Raw genomic sequence first — 23,364 nt, forward strand, 5'->3', positions numbered from 1 at the left:
TGGTCCACTTTAAAGAGTGGACCACTAGCTCAGACAATACCGTCCCCTTAAAAATGCGCAAAAAAAGCCAGGTAATCTCTGGTACAATGTAGTTGTCCGAAAACATTGAAAGAGGAGATTACCATGACTTACTATAATTTTAACCTAAATCTGGGAGAATTAACAGGGGGAATTTCTAAGTAGTAAGAGAAAATCACCTTTGAAGAAAGCAAGAAGGCTCTCTTTTTCCCCGAGAAAGAGATTTGACTTCACCTAAACATGTACAGTATAATAAACATAGAAGGAGTCGAGTTAGGCCTCGACTCCTATGTAGAGCCGTATAAGACGGTGATGCGAAGATGACAAAAAATAGCCGTCCCGCGTGTCAAAGTGGGGACGGCTATTTTTTGTCGTGTTTATTGAAGAGTTTGTGGCAGAGCCCAATCAAGGCAATGACAAAAGTGCCAAATTCCAAGATAAGCCTTACCACAGCTTCAGCTGACAAATTCAGTGTCCTCCTTCCCTCTAGATTTTGATGGATGCACATAGGGCACCACCTCCTCCTGAGTGGGAGTCACCACCGTCTTCACTTCTCTACAATCTCTATTATACGCCTATTGGAGGGAATATGGAAGAACAAAAGCGAACTGAAGTTCGCATTTTGTCATGAAGAGAGCCCACCAATTGGCGGGCTCTCTGAGTGTATATAAAGTTCAATCCATCGCTTGGACTTTTTCTTCAATGAAAGCAATCTCTGACTCACTCAACCCATACTTTTTATAGAGTTGTTGATCAATATCATCAATAGGTTGTGACCAATCGATATCAGAATTAGTTGTAAAATCTTGAAGCGGTACCTTCATCCATTTTTCTCGGGTATTTGCTTGAGTGATTTTAAGAATACCTAATAGCGCCCTTGAAAATTTCGTTTTAACATACTTTAATGCCGCTTCTGCCTCTAAATAGGTATCAAAAGATCCTATGGATAAGAAGGTCTCTGTTGCTCCAAGGAGCGGTTTTCCTATTAGAGGAGTAGATATGACTTCTCCCAGCGCCCCACTTCCATTCGCTTGAGGGATAATTACTTTATACTTATAGAAGCTCCGCGGAGGATTGATATACCTCTTATCAATCCAGAAATAGACCCTCTTAAGATTCAGTAAACCAAGAAACTCTACATAGTCTCTTCCATCGTTCGGTTTCTCTTCAAAAAACACAATATCTTTCAAAATTTTAAAAGCACTTGAACCTATATCGAACTTATGTCCTTTTGATTGAATTTGCTCAATGCTAGGATAATCATCTAGAGCCTTTTGAGATAGCTTATATACACCCCGACCGCTAATTATAGTGTCTAGTGTGGGTTCTCTTCGCGCTATAACTTTATGTAGAATGCTATTTAATTCCTCAAAAGTTGTAAAAGTATCTATCGGATCAAAGCAGCGTGTTAAATCTCTGTAAGTTACAACTACTCCGCCTTTAATATCTGTATTAGAGAATACTTTTGAGCTATCGATCTCAAAATGCAATACGCTTAGATGCTTATCATCTAGCATTTTTCTATTCCAATTTTTTGGCGTGCCACCTGCATTAAATAAAAATCTTCCTGGGGTAATTAAGGCAACCTTATCAGCGACCGCGTATGAAAGTTCCATAAAAAGATGATAAATAGGTGGTGCAAAAGTAGTATTATCACCAAGTGTTGAATCCTGATACGGCGGATTCCCCACCACAACATCAAATTTCACGTGACCAAACGCCTCCTCTACTTTTTCTTTACCCTTGTCTATATCCTGCTTTAGGGCGTCCGTTAGCCCCGGAATATAAACCACATTCGTCTTATAAGCTCTGTATCCTGCTAGGGTCCGCTCCGTAATGGTTTTGGCCATTGGAGTTTGAGCAATGACATAGATATTTTTCATTAGAATCGACTGATAGACTTGTCTATCAATAAATCGCTTGTCTTCATTCGCTAACATGGCCTGATAGTATAAGCTCATCGCAGCATGCAAAGGATATAGGCCCGTCTTGGAGTTAATATCAATAATCTTAGTTTCTGGGTGATAGATTTCCTTAGTCACTTCACGCTCTACCCAATGTAGGTTAGGTCTTCCGCCATCCGTCATCGCATGGAAATCATCATCGTAGAAGTTCAAGCCACCTATTCCCTTGGCAATTTGCATGTTGACAACACGCCATGGGGTGAGGACTGTTTCCTTGTCAGGGTTCTTGAAACTACCAAATAATTCAGCAATCCGCTCTGCACGCTCAATAAAGTCCAGCTCGTCTAGCTCTTTGGCGCGGTGTCGAATAATTCGGCCTGCTTCCACGAAAACTTCCGCATCATAGAATTGTGCGATGTCATGGAACAGCTCCTTAGTAAAGCCCTTAGGCATAAACTCCTTCCAAGACTTATCATCCACCTGCTTGACGAATTCCTCAATCGAGATATCCTCTTGAATATCGACATCCATCCCATAGATCATGAGAGGGATCTTAGTTGATACCCCTCGCAGGATTGAAATCATGGTCTTGCGCTGTTGCTTAGCCTTCTTAATTTTCTCAATTGCTTCTTGCTCTTCTGGGGTGCGGTCTCGTTTTTTCTTTTTCTTGCCCTTCTCACCCTTCTCGTATTCTTCATCGGTCAAACCATTGTCATTCACCGTAATCGTTTTAGGTGTTTTCTGTTTGCTCGTTTTACCGACAATCGCGTTCAAGTCTTGGAACAACTTAGCATCGCCCTCTGTTAAGGTTAGAAGCTTATCATTATAGAGACTGTCGTCTTCAAATCCAGATCGTACAGCTTTTTCCGCATATACCTTCTTCAATTGAGTTAACATACGATCGACATCATAAGTCTTCATGCCATTGTCTGCTTGACCAAGAATTGGCAAGAAGTTCAAAAGGTGAGACATGGCTTTCTTCTGCTGATGAGTATTTTTCTTACCCACACCAGAATTAATCTGCGCACTCTCAGCCATCACAGTCAGCGCTCGATCTGGCGCAAAATCAAAGATATAACAATGCTTCTTCATCCCTAATTTTTCATGAGCAAATGGCGTCTGAGCACGAAAAGCAGCCTGTAAATAATTCATTGCTGAGTTAGTATTGGATAAAAATATAACGGCTGTCCATTCGGGAATATTGACGCCAGTCGTTAACTTACGAACCGTTAGGGTAATGGTTTTTGTCTGCGAAGGGTCGTCTGTTATCGCCTTACGCACTTTTTCCAGGTCCGCCTCATTGGCAACGCCATCGTCACTATCCCGCTCGCTTCCACGAACTACATTAACAATTTGGTACTCCTTACCAAAAATTGGATGCTCCTTCAGCAAATTTTCTAAGGCATTGGCCTCCTTAACACCTGGCAATAACCAGAGTGTGTGCCGTAACTCCTCTCGGTAGGCCTTAGTTGAGAAAGGATAGTTCGTTCGACTATCAGGATTGGTAATATTATCAAGAAAGGCTCGAACCTCTTGCTTATGCACTAGACAACCTGAATCATCTGTACGGAAGAACTCTCTGAAATTAAAAGATTTCCGTTCGTCTAAAAATTTCTTGTTCTTCATCTCGAAGGTATACATAGATACCTTCGGCAACTTCTCATAGGGGTTTGGTTCATTTGGTTTCTCGAGCGCCCACTTAAGCTTAGCCGTCTGTTCCATGGTATAGTCCCAGGTATAAACTTGATCTTCTTCAAATTTATCCAAGAGGTTAAAGGGGGTACCAGATAGCTCTAGAACTTTGGTTTTATCTTTGACTAGCTGTTCCATTACAAGCTCACTTAGCTGAGTCTGAGTACCTTCATGGGCTTCATCAATCAGAATGAGATCCCAGTCTACCTCAGCAAACTGGCTCAAGTTCGTTTGCGCATTATTATGACGTAAGAGTTGAATGGAAGCAAAATAAACAAAAGGCTTGTTTCCCTTTTTGAGTGATTCAAGCGAGGCGCCTTGGGTCACTGAACCATATTCATAACCTTCTTGGTTCATCATCATTTTCTTAAAGTCCTCGAACCAAGAATCTGATACAACGGGACGATGCGTCATAATCAGTACTTTTTGGAAGCCCTCTTCTTTGACCAACTGAAGAGCCGTTAACGTCTTGCCAAAGCGCATTTTAGCATTCCAGAGCATTGTATTCTTAGTCTTGAAGGCCTGACGCGTCTTCGCTACTGCTTCTTCTTGTTCTGGACGTAAAACAACAGCCGTCTTCTCTTCTACCGACTCATTGATATATTCACGACCATCTTTTACAGCTTGAATAGCTGATTTAGCTGTCTCCAAATCCGTATCAAACCACTCATTGCCTTCTAGCAATTCCGCATGCTTAATTCCAGAACGTCTCAATACATTATGGACATCATAATCATGAAACCAGGTCTTGTCTGATTTGCGATAGGCTAGTTCAACCCATCCCAACATAAAAGGCAGACCTGAGGTCTTCATGTATTGTTTGATACGTCTAGGGGCTAACTTCCGTAAGAAACTGCTATTTGGACTCCAGTCTCCCTCGATTTCATCTTCTGGAACGGTTCCTTCGCCAACTTTGTAAGTCCCGTCAAAAGCAGGGAATTGGCCGCTTGCATTATCAACAGTCTGAACATAGATAAATTTCCGCTCAGCCGTTTTGTAGAGGGCTTGAGCTTTAGGTTCTAAAAATTCATCGAATAAGTTAGCTTGAATTTCATCGTCGATATAGTTAATAACAAACCAGACTAAGATATAGAACATATGCTCTAAGGCTCTAAGCGCATTCTCTTGCGTTGCGTCAGAGGGGTTCAGAACGTGGGCAGAATTATTGCCTTTCCCTTTAATCTCGTATAAATAATCCACAACATGTTTATCATTAATCGAGTACTTAATTTTCCGAAGAATCTCATTGAAATTATCCCGCTCACCCAATTCAATATAGGCACGATCAGCAAATAACTTGGCTGTATTTTCCGCGACTTTACGGACTTTGGTCAAGGTCCCTTCATAGTCTTTCTGAGCGTAGTTCTCTTCCGCCATATTAATAGTCGCATACAATTCTGCTGTATCTAAATCGACACTTAGAAAATCAAAATTTGAAACCACACTCATCCTTAATCCCCCAATAAGTATACTTTTTGTATTTCAATTTCTGTTATGACTCTTTCAACTTCAGGCTCTCTAGAAGCCTCATCCTCCCATTCAAAGAGGCTAAGTTGTTCCATTACAAGTTTTTTCTCCTCTTCCACTTCTTCACCGAATAATTCCGCAAAGGCAAATGGAATAGCTCGAACTTTGCTCGGATATCCCGGCACTTTCTGCCATTCAATCATTCGAATTGGCTCTTCAGTTATGGGGTGACGTTTGGTTAAGGTATTCCCTCTTACAATATTCTTGTGGATGATATAATTTGCCGATTTGTAGATGTTGGTCTGACTATTGAGTCGCTCACCAAAAGCCTCTTCATACCAATCGAGATAGTAATTAAACATCCTCGAGCGTGCTACATCAAGATTGTCTGCAAGATACTCGATGCCATAAATTGAGGCTATAGCTACTAACGCCTTGGTCTTCCAATTGCGTTTATCATACTGTTCTGTTACAGCCTTTAGCTTCCGTTCCAGAATCGCTAAGAGAAAGTTGCCATCTCCTGCTGCCGGCTCTAGAAAAGTAGCATAAATATTTTCACAGGCTTCTTTTATGCCTGGAGTATCTAGCATCTTCTTCACCATCCAAGCAGGAGTAAAGACTTCCCCATGCTGCTGGACGCGTTTCTTACTTTTTATTAATCCCTCTGACATGCACTCACCCAGCTCCCATTCCCAGTCCACAAACCCGAGGTTTTTCGGACTCTTTTTTTATCATTTAATGAAGGCGGTTTTAGGCGCCTTCTCACAAGACTTATTATACCATTTTTTGGACTTTCTGCTAGAGGTTAAGATTGCCTTTTTTTAGTTGCTTTAGGTAGTAGTAAAACTTGGATTTTTTAACCTGGGTCAGTTGAAGAATTTCTTGGATTGACAATTGATTTTGCAGCCGATTTAGATACAGCTCTAGTGCCCTTTCAATTCGGTCATAGTGTTCTCGTGGTCGGCCTAACTTAATACCATTCAGTCTTGCTTTCTCAATTCCTGCCCCTGTTCGTTCGATAATCAAGTCACGTTCGAACTGAGCAAATGCCCCTAATATGTTGAACATCAGCAAGCTTAAGGGACTTGGCTTTTCGTGAGCTTCGAAGATCAAATTGTCTTGTAAAAACCTCACTTGAACCCCTTTACTGTTGAGGGTAGTCACAATTTGATTAAGGTCAATAATGCTACGTGCTAGTCGGTCAATTTTGGTAACCACCACCTCATCTCCGCGCTGCGCTATCTCCAAAAGATTCTGCAAAGCTTCCCGATTCTCAGTTGTAGTGCCACTTGTCTTGTCGACGAATATTTGGCAGACGCCGTAGTGACGCAGTTCTTCATATTGAATATCCGTCTTCTGCTGAGCAGTCGATACCCGTACATAGCCATATTTCTTTGTCATTTTTCATACTCCTTTTTGCACTCATCTAGTTAGTAGTGCTGGGTTCACCATAGCATAGGTCACCTCTAGTCCGAAAAACCTCGGTTTCTCGGACCCCTAGCTTAGACAAGGCGGTGGCCTAATGGCGGATTTTATACTTGAAGAAGTACGATTTGACAAGGACTCGATTGGACAAATTACAGAAGAGTTACTTACAAACTATCCCATTATCTACATTCTGCATAATACGGACAAACGCCGACCTGATGCCTATATTGGTGAAACAGACCAAATGCCCAAGCGCATGAAAGCACACCTAAAAGATCTGCGTCGCTGCAAAATGACCCAGACACTTCTAATTGGTAACCAGGACTTCCATAAGTCCGCTACCTATGACTTCGAAACCAAACTTATTAACTATTTCCTAGCGGATGAGAAATATAAGCTGCAGAACCGGAGCCAGACTAAGCAGAAGAAAACGGCCAATTATGCTAACAAGACTTACTTCCAGCAAGAGCTATTTCCCCGACTATGGGAAACTTTACGAGCCAAGAACCTTGTCAACCACACCATAGATGAAATAGAAAATAAGGACATCTTTAAGCTGTCGCCATTCAAAACACTGTCTACTGCCCAACAAGCCATTAAAGATGAAGTGCTCAACTTCTGCCAACAAGCACTCTCTGACAACCAACACCATCTCTTCCTAATCGAAGGCGAGGCTGGCACCGGCAAGAGCGTTGTCCTCTCGGCTATTATGCATCGGCTGGCAGATTTGGCTGCGGATAAGGGCTCTCCTTTCCATGGGGTTAAGAGCCGTCTTCTAGTCAACCATAGCGAGATGCTGAAGACCTATAAGGCCATCGCTGCCGGCTTGCCCAATCTCAAGAAGAATTCCTTCGACAAGCCCACCCCCTTCATTAACAAGGGTCAGGAAGTCGATATTGTCCTGATTGATGAGGCTCATTTGCTCTTGTCTCAGTCTGATGCCTACAATAATTTCAGGCAGGACAACCACCTAAGCGTGATTCTCAAGTTAGCCAAAATAGTGGTCTGTATCTTTGACTCTAAGCAAGTTCTCAAGGTGAAAAGCCACTGGGACAAAGAACGCCTCTCTGCCGTTATAGGGAGCGAGCTCAAGCTTCATCACTTCCATCTGACCGACCAATTCCGTATGCAGGGGGCTGGTGCTGTCATTGATTGGATTGATGACTTAGTGGAGCAGCGACTGCTCTCGCCTTGGCCTGAAACGGATGGTTTTGACTTCCAAGTAGTAGCAGATCCAAGTCGCTTCAAGGATATGATTTGGGAGAAAGATCGGATTCTAGGCCTGTCCCGCATCATTGGAACCTTCGACTATGAGCATAAGAAGGATGGCAATACTTATCTGGTTGACCCTGGTGGGATTAACCTCCCTTGGAACTCAACTGTAGATAACCAGACTTGGGCCGAGCGACCTGAGACCATCCATGAAGTAGGCTCCATCTATACCATCCAAGGCTTCGACCTCAACTATGCGGGCGTGGTGATTGGTCCTTCAGTCGACTATGATCCTGAGACGAATCGGATTGTGGTGGACCCTAACCGTTACATGGACCGTGGCGCCAAGGTCCGGCGGGCTGATATGGATGATAACACCTATGCCCAAGCCTTGGAGCAGATGATTCTCAATTCCTTGAATGTCCTACTCAAGCGCGGTGTCAAAGGTCTCTACCTTTATGCCGTTAATCCACGCCTACGAGACAAATTACTGGCTCTACAAGCCGCAGCAAAATCCACAGAGGAGTGATATCAATGACCATTATGGACGAAATCAATGCCTTCCGCGATGCACGCAACTGGCGTCCCTTTCATAATGAAAAAGACCTAGCCATATCGGTTGCTATTGAAGCAGCGGAGCTTATGGAAATTTATCAGTGGCGGTCACCCGAGGACGTCAACAGCCCTGAGTTGGAACATATCAAAGAGGAGTTAGCGGACGTCCTCATTTACACCTATATGCTAGCCGATAACCTAGGCCTCGATATTAATCAGATTATCCGGGAAAAGTTAGTTAAGAACGCTGTTAAGTATCCGGCACTGAAAGAATAAAAGAAGCAGCTAGCTGTCAAGGCTAGCTGCTTATTACTTTGCTTATAAGACTCGCAAAGGAGCCAGTGGTCCACTCAACAAAGTGGACCACTAGCGCCTTACTTTTCTGCCTTTTTAGTAGCTTTTTGGCGCTTCCCGGCCTAGCCAGTGGTCCACTCGACGGAGTGGACCACTGGCTCCTTGCTTTTCTACCTCTTTAGTAGCTTTTGAGCGCTTCTTGGCCTAGCCAGTGGTCCACTCGGCCGAGTGGACCACTGGCGCGCCAAACGAGTCACACACTCTCCTAACTCCGATAGGTCACGCCAGGTGTCAGGCAGTCTTCTAGAATGGCGCGCACATCTTTCGCTGCGAGCGGCACATAGCTAGCCGTCAGGCGAGGAGCCACGCGCTCGGCAATCACATCGAATTTGGCGTCATCGATGCCGACTTCTGGCAGGGTCATAGGCAGGTGGGCCAGGTCTTCGAAGAATTGGTAAGTAGCTTCGATGCCGGCCTTGGCCATTTGGTATTTATCGGCCTGCTCGGGTACTAGCCAGACGGTACGGGCATAGTGGGCGAAGCGGTCGACGGTCTGATCATTTAAAACATAGGCCATCCAACGCGGAGTCAAGATAGCCAGGCCGACTGCGTGGGTAATATCATAGTAGGCTGACAGTAAATGCTCAATCGCATGACAGGTCCAGGCACCGGCCCGGCCTTTGGAAGTCAGGCCGTTGAGGGCCATGGTTGAAGCCCACATAAGGTTGGCCCGGGCCTCGTAGTCATCAGGGTTAGCCAAGGCCACTGGCAGGTAACGGATGCAGCACGACAGGATGGCCTCGGCTAGGCGTTCTTGGATGAAGGCTTCTTGATGTTGGAAATAATTCTCGAAGGTATGGGACATGATATCAGCAGTCCCGGCAGCCGTCTGGTAGGCTGAGACCGTGAAGGTGTAGGTTGGGTCGCAGATCGAAGCGTAAGGATAGAGGACATAGGCGCCGGTCCCCTTCTTATCATCTGTCTCGAAATTAGTAATAACGGCCCCCGTATTCATCTCGGTCCCGGTCGCTGACAGGGTCAAGACATCAATGAGCGGCAGGGCTTGGCTGATCTTGCTTGGGTCTAGAACCAGGTCCCAGGCATCCCCCTCATAACAAGCGGCCGCCGCAATGACCTTGGAGCAGTCAATGGTAGAGCCACCCCCTACGGCCAGGATGACGTCAATGTCGTGCTCCTTACAGAGGGCTGCCCCCTGGCGGACCGACTCAATGCGGGGATTAGGTTCCACGCCTGGCAGTTCCACGATTTGGCAGTCGGACAAGAGCTCCAAAATGGTATCATAGAGGCCTATCTTCTTAATAGAGCCACCGCCGTAGACCAGTAGGACGCGCCGGCCCTTGGCCTTGACCAGTTCCGGCAGATGGGAGATTTGGCCCCGGCCGAAGTAGAGCTTGGTCGGAATGTCGTAAATAAAGTTATCCATAAATTTCTTCCTTTCTAGGGTAAAGCTGGGGAAGGGAAATGAGGAAGCTAGGCTGGCAAGCTCAGTTAGCCTACCAAGACAATTTGAAACAAGTCTCGCTCAGGGCGGGCTGGTCTGGTGTCAGGACAATAGAGCCCATATCGGGATGGTGAGGGGCGTCAGGCGCCACCTGGGTTTCGAAGCTGACACCGATATAAGGCACCTGCTCCTTGCCACCTAGGATAAGGCCTGGAACTTGGTGGTTATGGGTATAGATGACCGCGCATGGCCGGTCGGTCCAAACCTTGACCTGGCGACCGCTAGCCGATTCGATTAAAGTGCCCTGAGGGGCGACTTCCTGGCCATGGCCCAAGGCGTGGGCCTGGCCGACTGGCACCGGGGCATCTAAGACATAGGCATGGTCTAGCCCCTTGCCCCGGATGGCCAACTGCTCTTCATGAGGGTGGCGGTCAATGACCTGACCTAGGGTCTGGTCCGCTAAACGCAAGTCCAAGCCTGGATGCTGATCTAAGGCCCAAGTCCCCCCTAGGGGCAGGCCGGCTGGGGTCAGCGGAATCATGTGGCTGGCCTCAACTTGTAAGATATGGTTAGTGATGGGCACTTGGGCATTGCCGTTGAGGTTGAAGTAAACATGGTTGGTCGGGTTCCAGTAGCTAGGCGCATCACTGCTAGCCTCATAGCGGACGGTCCAGCAATTGTCCTGGTCCAGGCTATGGATGACCCGGGCTGACAAGTTACCTGGATAGCCATTGTGGCCGGCTGGGTCCACTAGGCTGAAGATGACGGAGACTTGGTCCTGTCCCTCTTCAATTTCATAGTCCCAGTTCGCTAGGTCTAGGCCATCTGGTCCCCCATGCAAATGGGTGGATCCTTCGTTAGGCGTCAGGTTCAGGGGCTCCTGGCCTAGGCTCAAAGGCTCAGGTCCAATGCGGCCGGCTACCCGTCCCACTGTGGCCCCATAATAGGTATGGTAAGTGGCTTCGTCCTCTAAATTGGTCAGATTGAGAATCAAGGATTCCCGACCATTTTTGCTAGGAATTGACAGGTCACTAATTCGGGCACCCAGGGTGCAGAAGCTTGCACGTAAGCCCTGCTTATTTTCTACCAGAATTTCCGTGACTTTTTTATCTGTAAAATTTTTTGATATTTCCTTTACATACATCTTGAATTCCTCCGTTAAACCGTTTACAATATAACTATACCACTTTTTAGCACCATGAGACAACAGCAAAAATCATGGAACTTGGCCTGCTAACCAATATTTTGGAGAAGTTTAATTAAAATTTAATGGGAAACTCAATGGTACGGGTTCCAATTTTAATTTAAATGGTGTATTATTATAGTAGAACATTGCACGTTCGCTCAAAAACAGAAAGGAGATTGCTTTTTATGTATATTTCGAATGTAAATTCTGCATCAGTCAAGCTAACTTCGATTACAACTCAGCAATTACCTGCCAACGAGCATCACAAAATAGCATCAGAAGATTTATTAATTTTCTATGTTAACAAAGGCGCGGGTATTTGTCACTCAGAATATGAACAACACGAGATTAAGAAGCGTGATGTCATTATCCTGAACCCAGGCACCACCATTACCCTTGATCCAATTCGGAAGATTGACTGGATCTGCATTGCCCTATCCGGTGTTGTCTTCACTTCCTCACAGGAAGCCAACTCTAGCTCACAATTATTTGTGGCATCCCATCCTAACCCAACTCTCAAGTACTACTTGGACTTGGCTCTGATTGAAGAGTCCAACCGTTTCCGCGGTTCCGACCTCATCATGAAAAAGTTGATTGAGTGTGTGATGATTCATCTCTTACGTCACAACGAATTATCAATCAAGGACGCCAGCCTCCAAGCTAAGCATAATGAGATTGACGTGCTCCAAAATTATATCCGCAAGAACTACTCTAAGAAGATTACCTTGGAAGAGTTGTCTGACTTGGTGGATATCAATAAATACTACCTGATCCGTCTCTTCAAGCAACAAACTGGCTTGTCACCAATTGACTACCTCATTCACGTTCGCTTAGAAGAAGCAGAGAAGCTATTGGCTAAGTCTAACATTACCGTCTCTGATATCTCAGACCGGGTTGGCTTCCACTCACCTTCTCACTTCTCCAAGACCTTCAAGGAGAACAACCACTGTACGCCTTCCCAATACCGCAAACGCTACTCAGCTAACACGGTGCCATTATAAGGCTAAATTTGACTTTTATCCCTGCTGCGGCAGGGATTTTTTTATGCCACAAATAGAAAAAGAGCGCCCGACTAAGTCGGGCGCTCTTTGCCTAGGCTTAATTAGTTGCTGGCGCCAGAAGTAGCGTCAGCTTGTGCGCCACCACCGCCGTGGCTGTCTGGCGCATCAGAAGCACCAGAAGTTGCATCGGCATGGCCGCCACCGTGTGGGCCAGGGGCCACACTGCCGTTACCGCCAACGAGGCGTTGACCAGTAGATTGTAAGTACCAGTCTAACCATGGTTGGAAGTTGAAGACAATCTCGTTGATCCCAGCGTAAGACCCATCTGGGTAGTACATGGCTTGGTAGTTGTGAGTGTTAATCACCCCTTCAGGTGAACCCGGTACGATAGTCCGTACGTATTCTTGATCGCCGTTACGGAGAACCCCAACTACCCACTCAACGTTCTTCATCCGCGCAGCAGGCAAGGAGTTGTGAACGGTTGATAAGCGGCTACCTGATTGAGATGGCACGCGTTTAGCGAACATGGTGTTAGGATCTTGGTGAGCGTTGTTATAGTAGAGGAATTGGTTGTTATCATCGGCATAAGTCAACTCGAAAGGCATGGCCTTAAGGAACATGTCGATTTGGTTAACGGTCAGAATCCCGTGGTCTAACTTAACGTAAGTATCGCCAGAGACAGCCCCTACAAGCTCAGCTGCTTTTTCTACCCATTCTGGATCATCTGGATCCACCCCTTGGATGGTAGTCGCGATTGGGTTGGTTACATCTAAGTCTTCAGGTTCGATTGGTTTTGGTTTCTTCAATTTAGAAACAACCTCCACATACTTAACGAAGTTATCCAAGCAGGAGCCTAAGAACTTAACAGTGCCTTCGTTGGTGATGTTACCGTTCAAGTCGAAGGCTTCTTTGGCTTTACCTAATAGGAATTCATTCCCTGGTAAGGTATAGGCGTTAACCCCTGGTGCGTCTAAGATCTTGCGGAGGTGAACTTGGGCACGTGAAGTCCCTTGATCATGGTAGGAAGCCCCTACGATCATAACAGGTTTGCTTTCAAATGGGTGTACTTCATAAGACAACCATTCCAAGACATTCTTCAAGGCTGCGGTAATGGTGTGGTTGTGTTCTGGAGTTGCGATAATGACCCCATCCGCACGTGTGATTTTGTTGTAAAGCAAGCGAAGTTGGAAGCTATCGTCCCATTTGCTTTCTTGATTGAAGAGAGGTACTTCATCAATTTCCAACACTTCTAATTCGAATTTGAGTTTGAATTCCCGGCGGATAAACTCTAATAATTTACGGTTATAGGATTGTTCAGCGTTTGAACCAACAAGTCCGACAAATTTCATAGTTTTCTTCCCTTCTCGTCACGTATGTTATAGGTTTTCCCAGTCAAAGTTTTCCGCTTCTTTGTGGAGCAGATCTTGCGCGCTTTTCAGCTTTTGCGTAATCTTCACGAATAAACGGAAATCATCGAAGATGGCGTCTAATTTCTTAATGGTGTCTAGGTCAATTAGGTTGCCCTTCTTGTCAAAGGCCTGTAAGGAGTGTGACAAGAGGAATTCTGAACCAGGCATGACGTTAGCCTTCAATTCTGGGGAGTCCAGGATTTGGCGTAATTGTAATTGAGCCCGTGAAGAACCTAAAGTCCCGTAAGAAGCCCCAGTAATCATAACTGGCTTATTCAAGAGTGGGTAAATCCCATAAGACAGCCAAGCCAAGGCGCTCATTAAGACCGCTGGAATGGCGTGGTCGTATTCAGGCGTCCCGATGATGACCCCATCAGCTGCGTCAATTTTAGCAGCAATTTCCTTAACGATTTCTGGAACTTGCTTGTCAGCTGGTTTGTTGAAGAGTGGGATATCTTGAATCTCAACGAGTTCGATTTCTGCCTTATCAGCAAAATGCTTCTGCATGTATTGAAGCAAGCGACGGTTAGTGGAACGTTGGAAGTTAGTCCCAACAAGTGCAATAAATTTTGTCATAAGTGTTCCTCTCTATACTTAGAATGTTCAGTCTCGCTTGAGACCGGAAGTATGGTAGATGTGTTGGTCTTGGGTGACTAAGACAGCCTCTAGACCGGTTTGAGCCTCGACCTGGGCCAGGATATCCGCTGGCATGTCGCCGAAGAGGCGGGTTGTCCAGATTTCGCAATCGACGGAATGCTGGGCAATAATGGTCAGGCTGGCAATGGGGCTAGTCATAGGATAACCCGTCTGGCGATCCAGTATGTGGTGGTAGGTCTGGCCTCCGCGCGATAGGGTCCGCTCATAGATGCCTGAGGTCACCACCGATTGGTCCACAATAGGCAGAACCATAAGGTGTTGGCCACGTGCCGCCAAGGGATTCTGAATACCAATCTGCCAAGCTTGCTGCCGGTCTTGATTCTGGCCAATGGTCAGAATATTACCGCCTAAGTCAATTAAAGCTGATTGGACTCCCTGCGCTAACAAGAAATCCTTAAGACGGTCCGCAATATAACCTTTGGCTAGGGCGCCAAGGTCTAGCTTCATGCCGGGCAAGGCCAGCTGGACTGCCAATTTATCCTCATCCATGAGGATATTGGCTGGATCCGTGAGGGCCAAGGCCGCTTGAATTTCCTGTGGTCTTGGGACGCGGGCATCTTTAAAGCCAATCCGCCAGGTTTGGACCAAGGGCCCTATGGCGATATTGAGATGGCTACCAGGGGCTAGGCTGTGGGTCCGTCCCAGTTGAATGAGCTCGAAGAGCTCGGGGTGGACGGTCACTGGGGCCAAGCCTGCTTGCAGATTGACCTGCATAAGCTCCGAGCGCGCATCATTGGCACTAAAGCGCATATTATAGGTATTTAGACGTTCTTCCACCGCATCGAGGAGGCTCGGATCTTCCGAGTCTGCCAGTGAAATGGCGATTGTCGCACCCATCAAATGAATGATACGTTTGATATAAGGCAATTCACCACTCCCCTCCGTGTTATACAAACATCCACTCCTATTATAACACCTCTATAGCGTTTTCACAAGTTATTCTAGAACCAATCCTGAGGGCCAGGCATGGGACTAAGATGAAGAAAGAGCAGACAGTCAGACTATTGACTAGTTTGGGCGGGTGCCTGCTTGTCAAGAAGCCTTCGGGCAAAATTTATGGGGCTTCTTCCTTAGGTCTTTTAGGCAAAGAAAAAACAGTAAAGCTTTTGAACTGCACCCCATAAGTTGGATTTTTTATTGTCCAACTTATGGAGTGTAGTTGATTTTCGCTTTACTGTTCTATCTTAGATTTAATAAGTTGGGCCTTGCCTACTGGCGATAGTCTTTTATCTCATCTTCATAGTCCCTTAAGAGATTGTCTGAATAGATTTTTTCCTTGTCTGAATCTCTGACTTCTTTCCAGAGAATGGCCGCTACTTTTAACTTATTTGAGTAGTGGCCACTATTTTCATCGGCACAGAAATCCTTTAAGAATTGATTCCATTGACAAACAGCATGATCATACTTGGCATAATCTGATTGGCCGTAATAGACTTTCAGCAAGTCTCGAATTGTAAACTTGCTATCCTTTTCGCTTTTTACTTTCCGCCAGGCAGTCGCCATATCAGCAGTAAATTTAAAGGGCGAGATTCCCGTTACAGCAGCGAAATATTCTCTGAATTTGGCATTAAAGGAAAAACCACATTCAAGTAAGGGGCTATCTAAGGTAATCGTATCAACTTGCTTCTTGACCTTTTTTCTTGGCGACTTCTTAATTAAATTGCCTTTGAAGTATTCTTCAATAATGTGATTGAGTTCTTGTTTGGTTCCTCTATATTCTAATCCTAAAGACTTGCATATCTGTGAAATTTCCTCACGATACCAATAGTATTTATTAAACTGGTCAAAAGATGTAATTTTATCAAAGTCAGGTCTAGTTCCCATCAATTTGTTAGCTCCTCAACACTTATTTACTTTGTCATCTCTGGATCATGTCCTTAGGCATACTTACTCAATAGGCGCTTTAGAGGCTGACCACAAAGCGGATGACCCCATCCTTGTAGTGGACGCTGATCTTGCCCCGGTGCAGGCTGACAATGTTTTGGGCCATGGACAGGCCGATGCCGTAGCCTTGGGCGGGACTGGTGCCCCCACCTGCTGGCGCCGAGTCTGAGTCTGCCCCCTCTGGGCTCGCCACTTGGCGGGTGCGGGACTGGTCGGACCGATAGAAGCGGTCGAAGAAGAGGCGGTAGTCCTGACCCTGGCCGGCTGCATAATCGTTGGAGACGGTCAAGACGGCCCGCCCCTTTCTCAGCCAAGGCTTGTAGTTGGCCAACTGCAGTCGCACAGTGCCCTGAGGGTCGCAGTACTTGCGGGCATTATCCAGGAGGATGCTGACCAACTCATAGAGGTCGTCAGGCACCCCTTGCAGGCTGATGCCTTCTTGAATGTCGGCCTCGTAATGCAGGCCTTCTTGCTCCCAGAGGGCCGACATGTTTTGGGAGACCCGCTGGACCAGTTGGCTAAAGTCAACCGTAACAGGCGCCTGGTCCTTGCGTTCTTCTAGCCGAGCCAGGCGGATTAATTTAGCAATCAAATGATCCAAGCGGTCGACCTGATCCTTGGTGCTCTGGGTCCACTCCGTCTCGCCGGTTAAGAGCTCCTGCAGCTCATTATTGGCTGCAATGACCGCTAGCGGCGTCTTGAGCTCATGCCCCGCATTGGTAATGAAGGAACGTTGCTTGTCGTAATTGCGGACAAAGGGCCGGATGGCCAGGCCAGAGAAGATGGTCACCACCACCACAAAGGCCAGCCAGCTGATGGCTGCGATTTGGATAGAGAGGACCAAGAGGGCCCAACGGTCGCGGAAGGCCTGGGTGGTCTCGAAGAAGACGACTAGGCGTTCCGTCTCGGAGACGGGACTAATGCGATAGGAGAAGTAGCGCCCATCTTCTTCCAGGTAACCCCGATCACGGAAGGATTGTAGGCCCGACTGATCCACAAAGCCTTGAATTTGTTCCGAGGTCAGGTGGTTGGCCGTGCCCGGGTTGATGATGGCCTCGTTGGCCTTGATGCGGGCGCTAAAGTAGTTAAAGTTATAGAGGGTCCCCTGGCTGACAAACTGGCGGTCAAAGGTCTGGCGGTTCTCATTGGTGTCGGGGATGGTCCCGTTATTTTCCGTCAACAAGTCTAGCACGGCCTGAATATCGTGCTCGGTCTGCAGGTAGCGGACCGTGTTGATGACGCCGACTAGGGTCATGAGGATGAGGGTAATAGCCAGAGTCGTAATAGCGATAAATTGGAAACGCAGCTTTCGGAACATGGCTAGTCGCCCCCTTCCAGGCTCTGGCTAGGCTCGGTTGGCGCGGCTTCCACTAGCAACTGGTAGGGTCCGCTTGGCTGGCCCACAATCTGGAGATTGGAGCGGATGCTGAGTAGCTTTTGGACCAAGTAGGCTAAGTAGACATTGACTAGTTCATAGTCGGCCGGGCCTGCTTCATCGGCCCAGACACGGTCATAGATATAGGTTTGAGACAGAGCCTTGCCTGGGTTCTTCATGAGTAGGGCCAGGAGTTTGGCTTCCTTGCCGGCCAGGCGAATGGCATTGTTGGCCGACACTTCCATTTCTTCTAGCTTGAGTTGGGTGTTGCCTAGGGCCAGTTGCGGCGCCTCATAGTGATCCACCCGGCGGGACATAGACCGCAGGCGGGCCAGGAGTTCTTTGAGTGAAAAGGGCTTGGTTAGGTAGTCGTCTGCTCCAGCATCTAGGCCAGTCACCCGGTCGTCGACTTCGGCCATGGCCGTCAGCATGATGACGTGATTGGTGTGTCCACTGGCTCGAATTTCCTTGAGAGCCTCGATGCCGTTCATAACCGGCATCATAATGTCCAGAATCATGAGGTCATAGACCGTCTGCTGGGCTAGTTGGACCGCTTGCTGGCCGTCCTTTGCCCAGTCCACCTGATAACCTTCATGGGCTAAGGCCGTCATCACGACCCGAGCCAATTGTTGTTCATCTTCAGCTAGCAGGATCCGCATGGACCTCACCCCCTTGGATTAAGTGTCGAATGGTCTGCATGGTCAAATCACAGGAGGCCAGCTCGTCGGCGCAGCGTTTGAGCTCGCGACTGATGCGTTCCGGATTGGCAATGTCATGCTTGTACTTCATCTGATGCTCCAGGCTAGCCCAGGAATCCATGGCGATGGTTCTGAGCTGAACCTCGATATAATAACGCCCCGGCGTCTGCCCCTGACAGTCCGGATAGTCGGTCTCTACCTCTAAAATGACATGGTAGGAGCGGTAGCCATTGGGCTTAACTTGACTGATGTAGTCCTTCTCCTCCACTACCTCATAGCCGGCTTCCTGACGCAGGCGGTCGACTAGGTTATAAATATCTTCGACAAAGCCCGTGACAATTCGGACTCCAATGGCATCGCGAATGACCTTAAGGGCTGACTGCGGCGTCTGCTCCAGGCCTTTGCGCCGGCACTTGTCTCGCATCGAGTCCTCGGCCTTGACCCGGTATATCAGATGCTCATAGAGCTTGAAGCCCGTGGCGGCCTTGTTCTCCTTATTATAGTCTTCCAGTTTTCTAATCAAGTCTTGCATAATAGGCGCTAGGTAGGCCCCGTATTCGCCGTATATTTCCTCATGTGACATGCCGTCACCTCCTCGCAAAGCTTCTTGCCCCTATTATAACATCTCACCCGCCTTTTGTGGTTTACAACACATTTTCTTCTAAGAAATTTACATCTTATGATAAATATTGCTGAGGGGTGGCCGGAGGAACTTGCTAGTAGCTAGCAATTTTCTGCTAATGAGCTTGGGCTAGATTAGCCGACGAGCTTGCCTGATTTTGACTCCTAGCTGATCCCAGCCAGTCCATCTTTCTGCCTATCCATGGACTAGCACGCAGGAAAATCACCCCTTTACCCCTCTTTCCCTGAAAGCCTGCCCTGCCAGTCCATTGTTCCACCAATCCATGGACTGGCACACAGACACCTAACTTGCGAGCCGGCTTGGCGCCTGTTCCTTGCTTTCCGCCCCAGCTAGTGGTCCACTCGACAAAGTGGGCCACTGGCTCGCGGCTTTCTCCCCGTTTTGAGCCCTTTTCCTGGGTTTCCGACCCAGCTAGTGGTCTACTCGACAAAGTGGACCACTAGCTCACAGCCTTCTCCTCGGTTTGGCTCTATTTCTAAGTTCCCCAACCCATTTCCACACAAAAAAGCAGGGAAGCTGCTTCCCTGCTTACTTGCTGTCTTTAGTCGATTTCTAGGCCGCCGGTGTAGAGGCGGTAGTAGGTGCCTCGCTCGGCCATGAGGGAGGCGTGGTTGCCGCGTTCGATAATGCGACCGTGGTCCATGACCATGATGACGTCAGAGTTGACGATGGTGGACAGACGGTGGGCGATTACGAAGACGGTGCGGCCGGTCATAAGGCGGTCCAGGCCTTCTTGAACCATTTTTTCGGTCCGCGAGTCGATGGATGAGGTAGCCTCGTCCAGAATGAGGACGGGCGCGTCAGCCAAGGCCGCACGGGCAATGGCAATCAGCTGGCGTTGGCCGTTGGAGAGGCCGGCCCCGTCGTCCGTCAGCAGGGTGTCATAGCCCTGATCCAGGTGCTTGACGAAGGAATCGACGTTGGCGATGCGAGCCGCCTCCAGAATCTCCTCGCGACTGGCGTCTTCTCGACCGTAGGCGATATTTTCCGCAATGGTCCCGGTAAAGAGGTGGGTATCCTGCAAGACGATGCCCAGAGACTTGCGCAGGGAGTCCTTGTCAATCAGCTTGACGTCGATGCCGTCATAGGTAATAGAACCTGACTGGATATCGTAAAAGCGATTGATCAAGTTAGTAATGGTGGTCTTGCCAGCCCCGGTTGCCCCGACGAAGGCTACCTTCTGACCCTTATCAGCGTAGAGCTGGATGTCATGCAGGATCTGCTTCTTGCCATCATAGGAGAAGTCTACATTGTTGAAGACCACATTCCCTACCAAAGGCGCCAACTCGTATTGGCCTTGTGGACGCGGATGTTTCCAAGCCCAGCGGTTAGTCTTCTGATCAGTGACAACTAGCTTACCGTCGACTTCTTCTACATTAACCAGGCTTACCTTCCCTTGGTTGACTTCAGGCTCCTCATCTAGCAAATTGAAGATGCGGTCTGCCCCAGCCGATGCCATGAGGACAAAGTTAAGCTGTTGGGAGACCTGGGAAATCGGCCCGATAAAGGAACGGTTGAGTTGCAGGAAGGACATAAGTCCCCCAATGGTCAGGCCGCCTACGCCATTCAGGGCCATAAAGCCCCCGGCAATGGAAGTCAAGACGAAGGAGACGTTACCCAAGTTCCCTAGGATTGGCATGAGGACGTTAGAGAAGCGGTTGGCCAGGTAGGAAGATTGGAAAAGTTGCTCGTTAATTTGGTCGAAGGCTTCAATGCTGGCTGCTTCATGGACAAAGGCCTTGATGACCTTCTGCCCAGACATCATTTCTTCAATAAAGCCATTCTCAATCCCTAAATTCTTCTGTTGCTCGCCAAAGTAGCGACCAGACTTGCTGGAAACTGTCTTGATGACCCAGACCATAATGGCCAACATGACCGCCACCACTAAGAAGAGCAAGGGACTGACTACCAACATGGAGATCGTGACCCCAATCATGGTGATAGCAGACGAGAAGAGCTGGGGAATAGACTGCTCGATAGCCTGACGCAGCGCGTCGATATCGTTGGTGTAGATGGACATAATGTCCCCATGAGGATGGGTGTCAAAATACTTAACTGGCAGCTTCTGCATGCGCTCAAAGAGTTGATTACGTAGGGAACGCAAGGCATCCTGAGAGATGGTAGCCATCATAATGGAGAAGCCGTAGTTGGCCATGACCCCAACTAAACAGAAGAGGGCTAAGCCCAACAAGAAGTCACGCAGAGGCCCGAAGTCACTAGAGCCCGTCTGCAACATAGGCTGGACGAAATTGTCAACCAAGGAGCGGATAGAACTGGTCAAGTTAACGGTCACTAGGGCTGATATAACAATCAGGACAGCGGAGACTAGGAGGACCCACTTGTAGTCCTGCCACATGAATTTGAGGAGTCGGACAATGGAAGTCCAATCGCCACGTCTTTTCTTATTCTCCATCTGAGGCCGCCTCCTTTCCTTGGGTTTGCATTTGATAGACTTCTTGATAGATAGCGTTGCTTGCTAGCAGCTGCTCATGATTGCCAATGGCATCGATTTTGCCGTCGTTCAAGACCACAATGCGGTCGGCCTCTTGAATAGAGGAAATCCGCTGGCCGATAATGAGCTTGGTGGTCTCCTTAAGACTAGAAGCCAAGCCCTGACGAATCAGACTGTCGGTCTTGGTATCCACGGCCGAGGTGGAGTCGTCCAGAATCAGAATCTTAGGATTCATGAGCAGGGCGCGGGCAATACAGAGCCGTTGGCGCTGACCGCCGGACACGTTAGCCCCACCCCGTTCAATCATGGTGTCATAGCCATCCTTGAACTCGGAGATAAATTCATGGGCCTGAGCCAGCTTGCAGGCTGCTTCGATTTCGGCGTCAGTGGCATCCTTCTTACCCCAGCGCATATTTTCCTTAATAGTCCCGGAAAAGAGCACATTGGTCTGCAGGACCATGGCCACTTGGCGGCGCAGGCTGTCTAGATTGTAGTCGCGAACATCCTGCCCACCAACCTTGACAGTACCGGCTTCGACATCATAGAGACGCGGAATGAGTTGAACCAGACTGGATTTACCAGACCCGGTCCCGCCTAAAATCCCGATAACCTCACCAGACTGAATGCTGAGGTTGATGCCTTCTAGGACATGGGCCTTATCACCATTTTCATCCGTATAGGCAAAGCTGACCTCTTGGAATTCAATACTGCCATCAGCCACTTGAGTCAAGCCATTTTCAGGCGAGACAATGGTAGACTGGGTCTTGAGGACTTCATTAATCCGTTCAACTGAGGCGATGGATAGGACTAGCATGACGAAAATCATCATGAGCATCATGAGGGACATGAGAATGGTCATAGTGTAGGAGAACATCGAAGTGAGCTCCCCGGTCGTCATGTTGCCGACCACAATGAGATGGGCCCCCATCCAAGAAATCATAAGGAAGGAAGCATACATAGACAGCATCATAGCTGGCGTGCTTAAGACGCTGACATTAATAGCCTTCATGAACATGCGGTAAATTCTGCCAGAAGCAGTTTGAAACTTAGTAGTCTCCTGGGCTTCCTTAACATAGGACTTCACCACCCGCATATTGGTGATATTTTCTTGAATACTGCTGTTGAGGTTGTCGTAAGCCTTGAAGACCTCGGTAAAGAGTGGATAGACAATCTTAAGAATGAGGGCTAGTACACTCCCTAAGAATAGGGCTACCCAGACAAAAATCATGGCCATCTGGCCGTTAATGAGGAAGGTCGCCCAGATGGCAAAAATCAAGTTGAGCGGCGCCCGCACGCCGACCCGGATAATCATTTGGTAGGAGTTCTGAACGTTGGTCACGTCGGTCATCATACGGGTAACCAGCCCACCAGAAGAGAAACGGTCAATATTCTCGAAGGAGAAGGACTGAACCTTGGTGAAGAGGGCCTTACGCAAGTTCTTGGCAAAGCCAGCCGAAGCAAAAGCCCCATAGCGAGCAGACTGCATACCACAGAATAGGGATAAAAAGGCACATACCAACATGAGGCCACCATAAAGGGCCACCTGCTGCATATCCCCCATCTGCACGCCCTTGTCTAAGAGCAGGGCCATGACAAAAGGAATGGAAATCTCAAAGACGACTTCCAGAAACATAAAAAAGGATGCTAAGAATGAGGGTTTCTTATACTCCTTAATCTCAGCAAGCAATGACTGAAACATAACTACCTCCTAGTATCGGATACAGGGTATCCGGTCATTAAAATAGAAAAGCCCCTGACAGCCTAGCTGTAGGGAGATCACAAACTATTGTGCATACTTATTATATAGAATCTTCCATTCATGTGCAAGAATGGAGGCAAGACCATAAAAAAAGAGCAGCTCAAGCTGCTCTAGTATGCAAGCGGGTGACGAGAATCGAACTCGCGACGACAGCATGGGAAGCTGTAGTTTTACCACTAAACTACACCCGCATGGCGGTCCCGACGGGATTTGAACCCGCGATCTCCTGCGTGACAGGCAGGCATGTTAACCCCTACACCACGGAACC

General features: G+C 47.7%; 18 protein-coding genes and 2 tRNA genes. 3 read left to right on the top strand and 17 right to left on the bottom strand.

The features are described 5' to 3' along the window. Positions 1 to 379 precede the first annotated feature (379 nt). The 4 genes from HMPREF3093_RS09550 to HMPREF3093_RS04180 all read right to left on the bottom strand — a co-directional run bounded on the left by HMPREF3093_RS09550 (position 380) and on the right by HMPREF3093_RS04180 (position 6,482). A complete protein-coding gene (locus tag HMPREF3093_RS09550) occupies positions 380 to 484 on the bottom strand; it encodes a putative holin-like toxin (protein ID WP_246269769.1) in 105 nt (34 codons plus the stop codon). Between the two features lie 208 nt (positions 485 to 692). Beyond that, a complete protein-coding gene (locus HMPREF3093_RS04170) occupies positions 693 to 5,057 on the bottom strand; it encodes an Eco57I restriction-modification methylase domain-containing protein (RefSeq protein ID WP_070755763.1) in 4,365 nt (1,454 codons plus the stop codon). Positions 5,058 to 5,065: 8 nt separating this feature from the next. After that, a complete protein-coding gene (locus HMPREF3093_RS04175; RefSeq protein WP_070755746.1) occupies positions 5,066 to 5,752 on the bottom strand; it encodes a DNA methyltransferase family protein in 687 nt (228 codons plus the stop codon). Positions 5,753 to 5,879: 127 nt separating this feature from the next. Next, a complete protein-coding gene (locus tag HMPREF3093_RS04180; RefSeq protein WP_070755747.1) occupies positions 5,880 to 6,482 on the bottom strand; it encodes a recombinase family protein in 603 nt (200 codons plus the stop codon). A gap of 121 nt (positions 6,483 to 6,603) precedes the next feature. Between HMPREF3093_RS04180 and HMPREF3093_RS04185 the strand changes: the two genes are divergently transcribed. Both HMPREF3093_RS04185 and HMPREF3093_RS04190 read left to right on the top strand, forming a co-directional pair. Beyond that, on the top strand, positions 6,604 to 8,250 hold the full coding sequence (locus tag HMPREF3093_RS04185; protein WP_070755748.1) for a DUF2075 domain-containing protein: 1,647 nt from the start codon (positions 6,604 to 6,606) through the stop codon (positions 8,248 to 8,250). Positions 8,251 to 8,264: 14 nt separating this feature from the next. Then, positions 8,265 to 8,552 carry a nucleotide pyrophosphohydrolase gene (locus HMPREF3093_RS04190; RefSeq protein WP_373880576.1) on the top strand — a complete coding sequence of 96 codons (288 nt, stop codon included), beginning with the start codon at positions 8,265 to 8,267 and terminating at the stop codon, positions 8,550 to 8,552. 283 nt (positions 8,553 to 8,835) lie between these two features. Here the strand turns inward: HMPREF3093_RS04190 and HMPREF3093_RS04195 are convergent, their stop codons facing one another. After that, positions 8,836 to 10,014 (bottom strand): iron-containing alcohol dehydrogenase, encoded by a 1,179-nt coding sequence (locus HMPREF3093_RS04195; protein WP_070755750.1) that lies wholly within the window; start codon positions 10,012 to 10,014, stop codon positions 8,836 to 8,838. 70 nt (positions 10,015 to 10,084) lie between these two features. Next, positions 10,085 to 11,176, bottom strand: coding sequence for an aldose epimerase family protein (locus tag HMPREF3093_RS04200; protein WP_070755751.1), 1,092 nt, complete (start codon positions 11,174 to 11,176; stop codon positions 10,085 to 10,087). A gap of 227 nt (positions 11,177 to 11,403) precedes the next feature. Here HMPREF3093_RS04200 and HMPREF3093_RS04205 point away from each other — a divergent pair, with 227 nt between their 5' ends. Beyond that, the gene (locus HMPREF3093_RS04205; protein ID WP_023392450.1) at positions 11,404 to 12,219 is read left to right on the top strand and encodes a helix-turn-helix domain-containing protein; all 816 of its coding nucleotides are present in this window, start codon (positions 11,404 to 11,406) and stop codon (positions 12,217 to 12,219) included. 101 nt (positions 12,220 to 12,320) lie between these two features. Here HMPREF3093_RS04205 and HMPREF3093_RS04210 read toward each other — a convergent pair whose 3' ends face one another. The 11 genes from HMPREF3093_RS04210 to HMPREF3093_RS04265 all read right to left on the bottom strand — a co-directional run bounded on the left by HMPREF3093_RS04210 (position 12,321) and on the right by HMPREF3093_RS04265 (position 23,364). Continuing rightward, positions 12,321 to 13,568: an NAD(P)H-dependent oxidoreductase gene (locus HMPREF3093_RS04210; RefSeq protein WP_070755752.1), complete on the bottom strand. Its 1,248-nt coding sequence runs from the start codon at positions 13,566 to 13,568 to the stop codon at positions 12,321 to 12,323. 27 nt (positions 13,569 to 13,595) lie between these two features. Beyond that, the gene (locus HMPREF3093_RS04215; RefSeq protein WP_070755753.1) at positions 13,596 to 14,204 is read right to left on the bottom strand and encodes an NADPH-dependent FMN reductase; all 609 of its coding nucleotides are present in this window, start codon (positions 14,202 to 14,204) and stop codon (positions 13,596 to 13,598) included. Positions 14,205 to 14,231: 27 nt separating this feature from the next. After that, positions 14,232 to 15,152, bottom strand: a complete 921-nt coding sequence (locus HMPREF3093_RS04220; protein ID WP_180363265.1) for an FAD:protein FMN transferase — start codon at positions 15,150 to 15,152, stop codon at positions 14,232 to 14,234. A 342-nt stretch (positions 15,153 to 15,494) separates the two neighbouring features. Then, positions 15,495 to 16,109, bottom strand: a complete 615-nt coding sequence (locus tag HMPREF3093_RS04225) for an SAP domain-containing protein (RefSeq protein ID WP_070755754.1) — start codon at positions 16,107 to 16,109, stop codon at positions 15,495 to 15,497. Positions 16,110 to 16,188: 79 nt separating this feature from the next. Continuing rightward, positions 16,189 to 17,487 (bottom strand): sensor histidine kinase, encoded by a 1,299-nt coding sequence (locus tag HMPREF3093_RS04230; RefSeq protein ID WP_070755755.1) that lies wholly within the window; start codon positions 17,485 to 17,487, stop codon positions 16,189 to 16,191. A 2-nt stretch (positions 17,488 to 17,489) separates the two neighbouring features. Further along, positions 17,490 to 18,203, bottom strand: a complete 714-nt coding sequence (locus HMPREF3093_RS04235; RefSeq protein ID WP_070755756.1) for a response regulator transcription factor — start codon at positions 18,201 to 18,203, stop codon at positions 17,490 to 17,492. Continuing rightward, the gene (locus HMPREF3093_RS04240; protein WP_070755757.1) at positions 18,184 to 18,825 is read right to left on the bottom strand and encodes a GTP pyrophosphokinase; all 642 of its coding nucleotides are present in this window, start codon (positions 18,823 to 18,825) and stop codon (positions 18,184 to 18,186) included. The genes HMPREF3093_RS04235 and HMPREF3093_RS04240 overlap by 20 nt, the downstream gene beginning before the upstream one ends. A 601-nt stretch (positions 18,826 to 19,426) precedes the next feature. Next, positions 19,427 to 21,298 (bottom strand): ABC transporter ATP-binding protein, encoded by a 1,872-nt coding sequence (locus tag HMPREF3093_RS04250; RefSeq protein ID WP_070755759.1) that lies wholly within the window; start codon positions 21,296 to 21,298, stop codon positions 19,427 to 19,429. Then, entirely contained in the window at positions 21,288 to 23,036 is a 1,749-nt protein-coding gene (locus HMPREF3093_RS04255) for an ABC transporter ATP-binding protein (protein WP_070755760.1), read from the bottom strand. The genes HMPREF3093_RS04250 and HMPREF3093_RS04255 overlap by 11 nt, the downstream gene beginning before the upstream one ends. 180 nt (positions 23,037 to 23,216) lie before the next feature. After that, positions 23,217 to 23,287, bottom strand: a tRNA-Gly gene (locus tag HMPREF3093_RS04260). Position 23,288: 1 nt separating this feature from the next. Next, positions 23,289 to 23,364: transfer RNA gene (locus tag HMPREF3093_RS04265), tRNA-Asp, on the bottom strand.

Origin of the sequence: Abiotrophia sp. HMSC24B09 (assembly GCF_001815865.1) — a bacterium.
In the GTDB taxonomy this organism is placed as follows: Bacteria; Bacillota; Bacilli; order Lactobacillales; family Aerococcaceae; genus Abiotrophia.

Excerpts from the sequence above, each read along its gene's own strand:
- HMPREF3093_RS04175 (WP_070755746.1), bottom strand. The coding sequence starts at position 5,752 with ATGTCAGAGGGATTAATAAAAAGTAAGAAACGCGTCCAGCAGCATGGG.
- HMPREF3093_RS04230 (WP_070755755.1), bottom strand. The coding sequence starts at position 17,487 with ATGTTCCGAAAGCTGCGTTTCCAATTTATCGCTATTACGACTCTGGCT.
- HMPREF3093_RS04235 (WP_070755756.1), bottom strand. The coding sequence starts at position 18,203 with ATGCGGATCCTGCTAGCTGAAGATGAACAACAATTGGCTCGGGTCGTG.
- HMPREF3093_RS04225 (WP_070755754.1), bottom strand. The coding sequence starts at position 16,109 with ATGGGAACTAGACCTGACTTTGATAAAATTACATCTTTTGACCAGTTT.
- HMPREF3093_RS04250 (WP_070755759.1), bottom strand. The coding sequence starts at position 21,298 with ATGGAGAATAAGAAAAGACGTGGCGATTGGACTTCCATTGTCCGACTC.
- HMPREF3093_RS04215 (WP_070755753.1), bottom strand. The coding sequence starts at position 14,204 with ATGACAAAATTTATTGCACTTGTTGGGACTAACTTCCAACGTTCCACT.
- HMPREF3093_RS04210 (WP_070755752.1), bottom strand. The coding sequence starts at position 13,568 with ATGAAATTTGTCGGACTTGTTGGTTCAAACGCTGAACAATCCTATAAC.
- HMPREF3093_RS04205 (WP_023392450.1), top strand. The coding sequence starts at position 11,404 with ATGTATATTTCGAATGTAAATTCTGCATCAGTCAAGCTAACTTCGATT.
- HMPREF3093_RS04195 (WP_070755750.1), bottom strand. The coding sequence starts at position 10,014 with ATGGATAACTTTATTTACGACATTCCGACCAAGCTCTACTTCGGCCGG.
- HMPREF3093_RS04240 (WP_070755757.1), bottom strand. The coding sequence starts at position 18,825 with ATGTCACATGAGGAAATATACGGCGAATACGGGGCCTACCTAGCGCCT.
- HMPREF3093_RS04255 (WP_070755760.1), bottom strand. The coding sequence starts at position 23,036 with ATGTTTCAGTCATTGCTTGCTGAGATTAAGGAGTATAAGAAACCCTCA.
- HMPREF3093_RS04200 (WP_070755751.1), bottom strand. The coding sequence starts at position 11,176 with ATGTATGTAAAGGAAATATCAAAAAATTTTACAGATAAAAAAGTCACG.
- HMPREF3093_RS04180 (WP_070755747.1), bottom strand. The coding sequence starts at position 6,482 with ATGACAAAGAAATATGGCTATGTACGGGTATCGACTGCTCAGCAGAAG.
- HMPREF3093_RS04185 (WP_070755748.1), top strand. The coding sequence starts at position 6,604 with ATGGCGGATTTTATACTTGAAGAAGTACGATTTGACAAGGACTCGATT.
- HMPREF3093_RS04190 (WP_373880576.1), top strand. The coding sequence starts at position 8,265 with ATGGACGAAATCAATGCCTTCCGCGATGCACGCAACTGGCGTCCCTTT.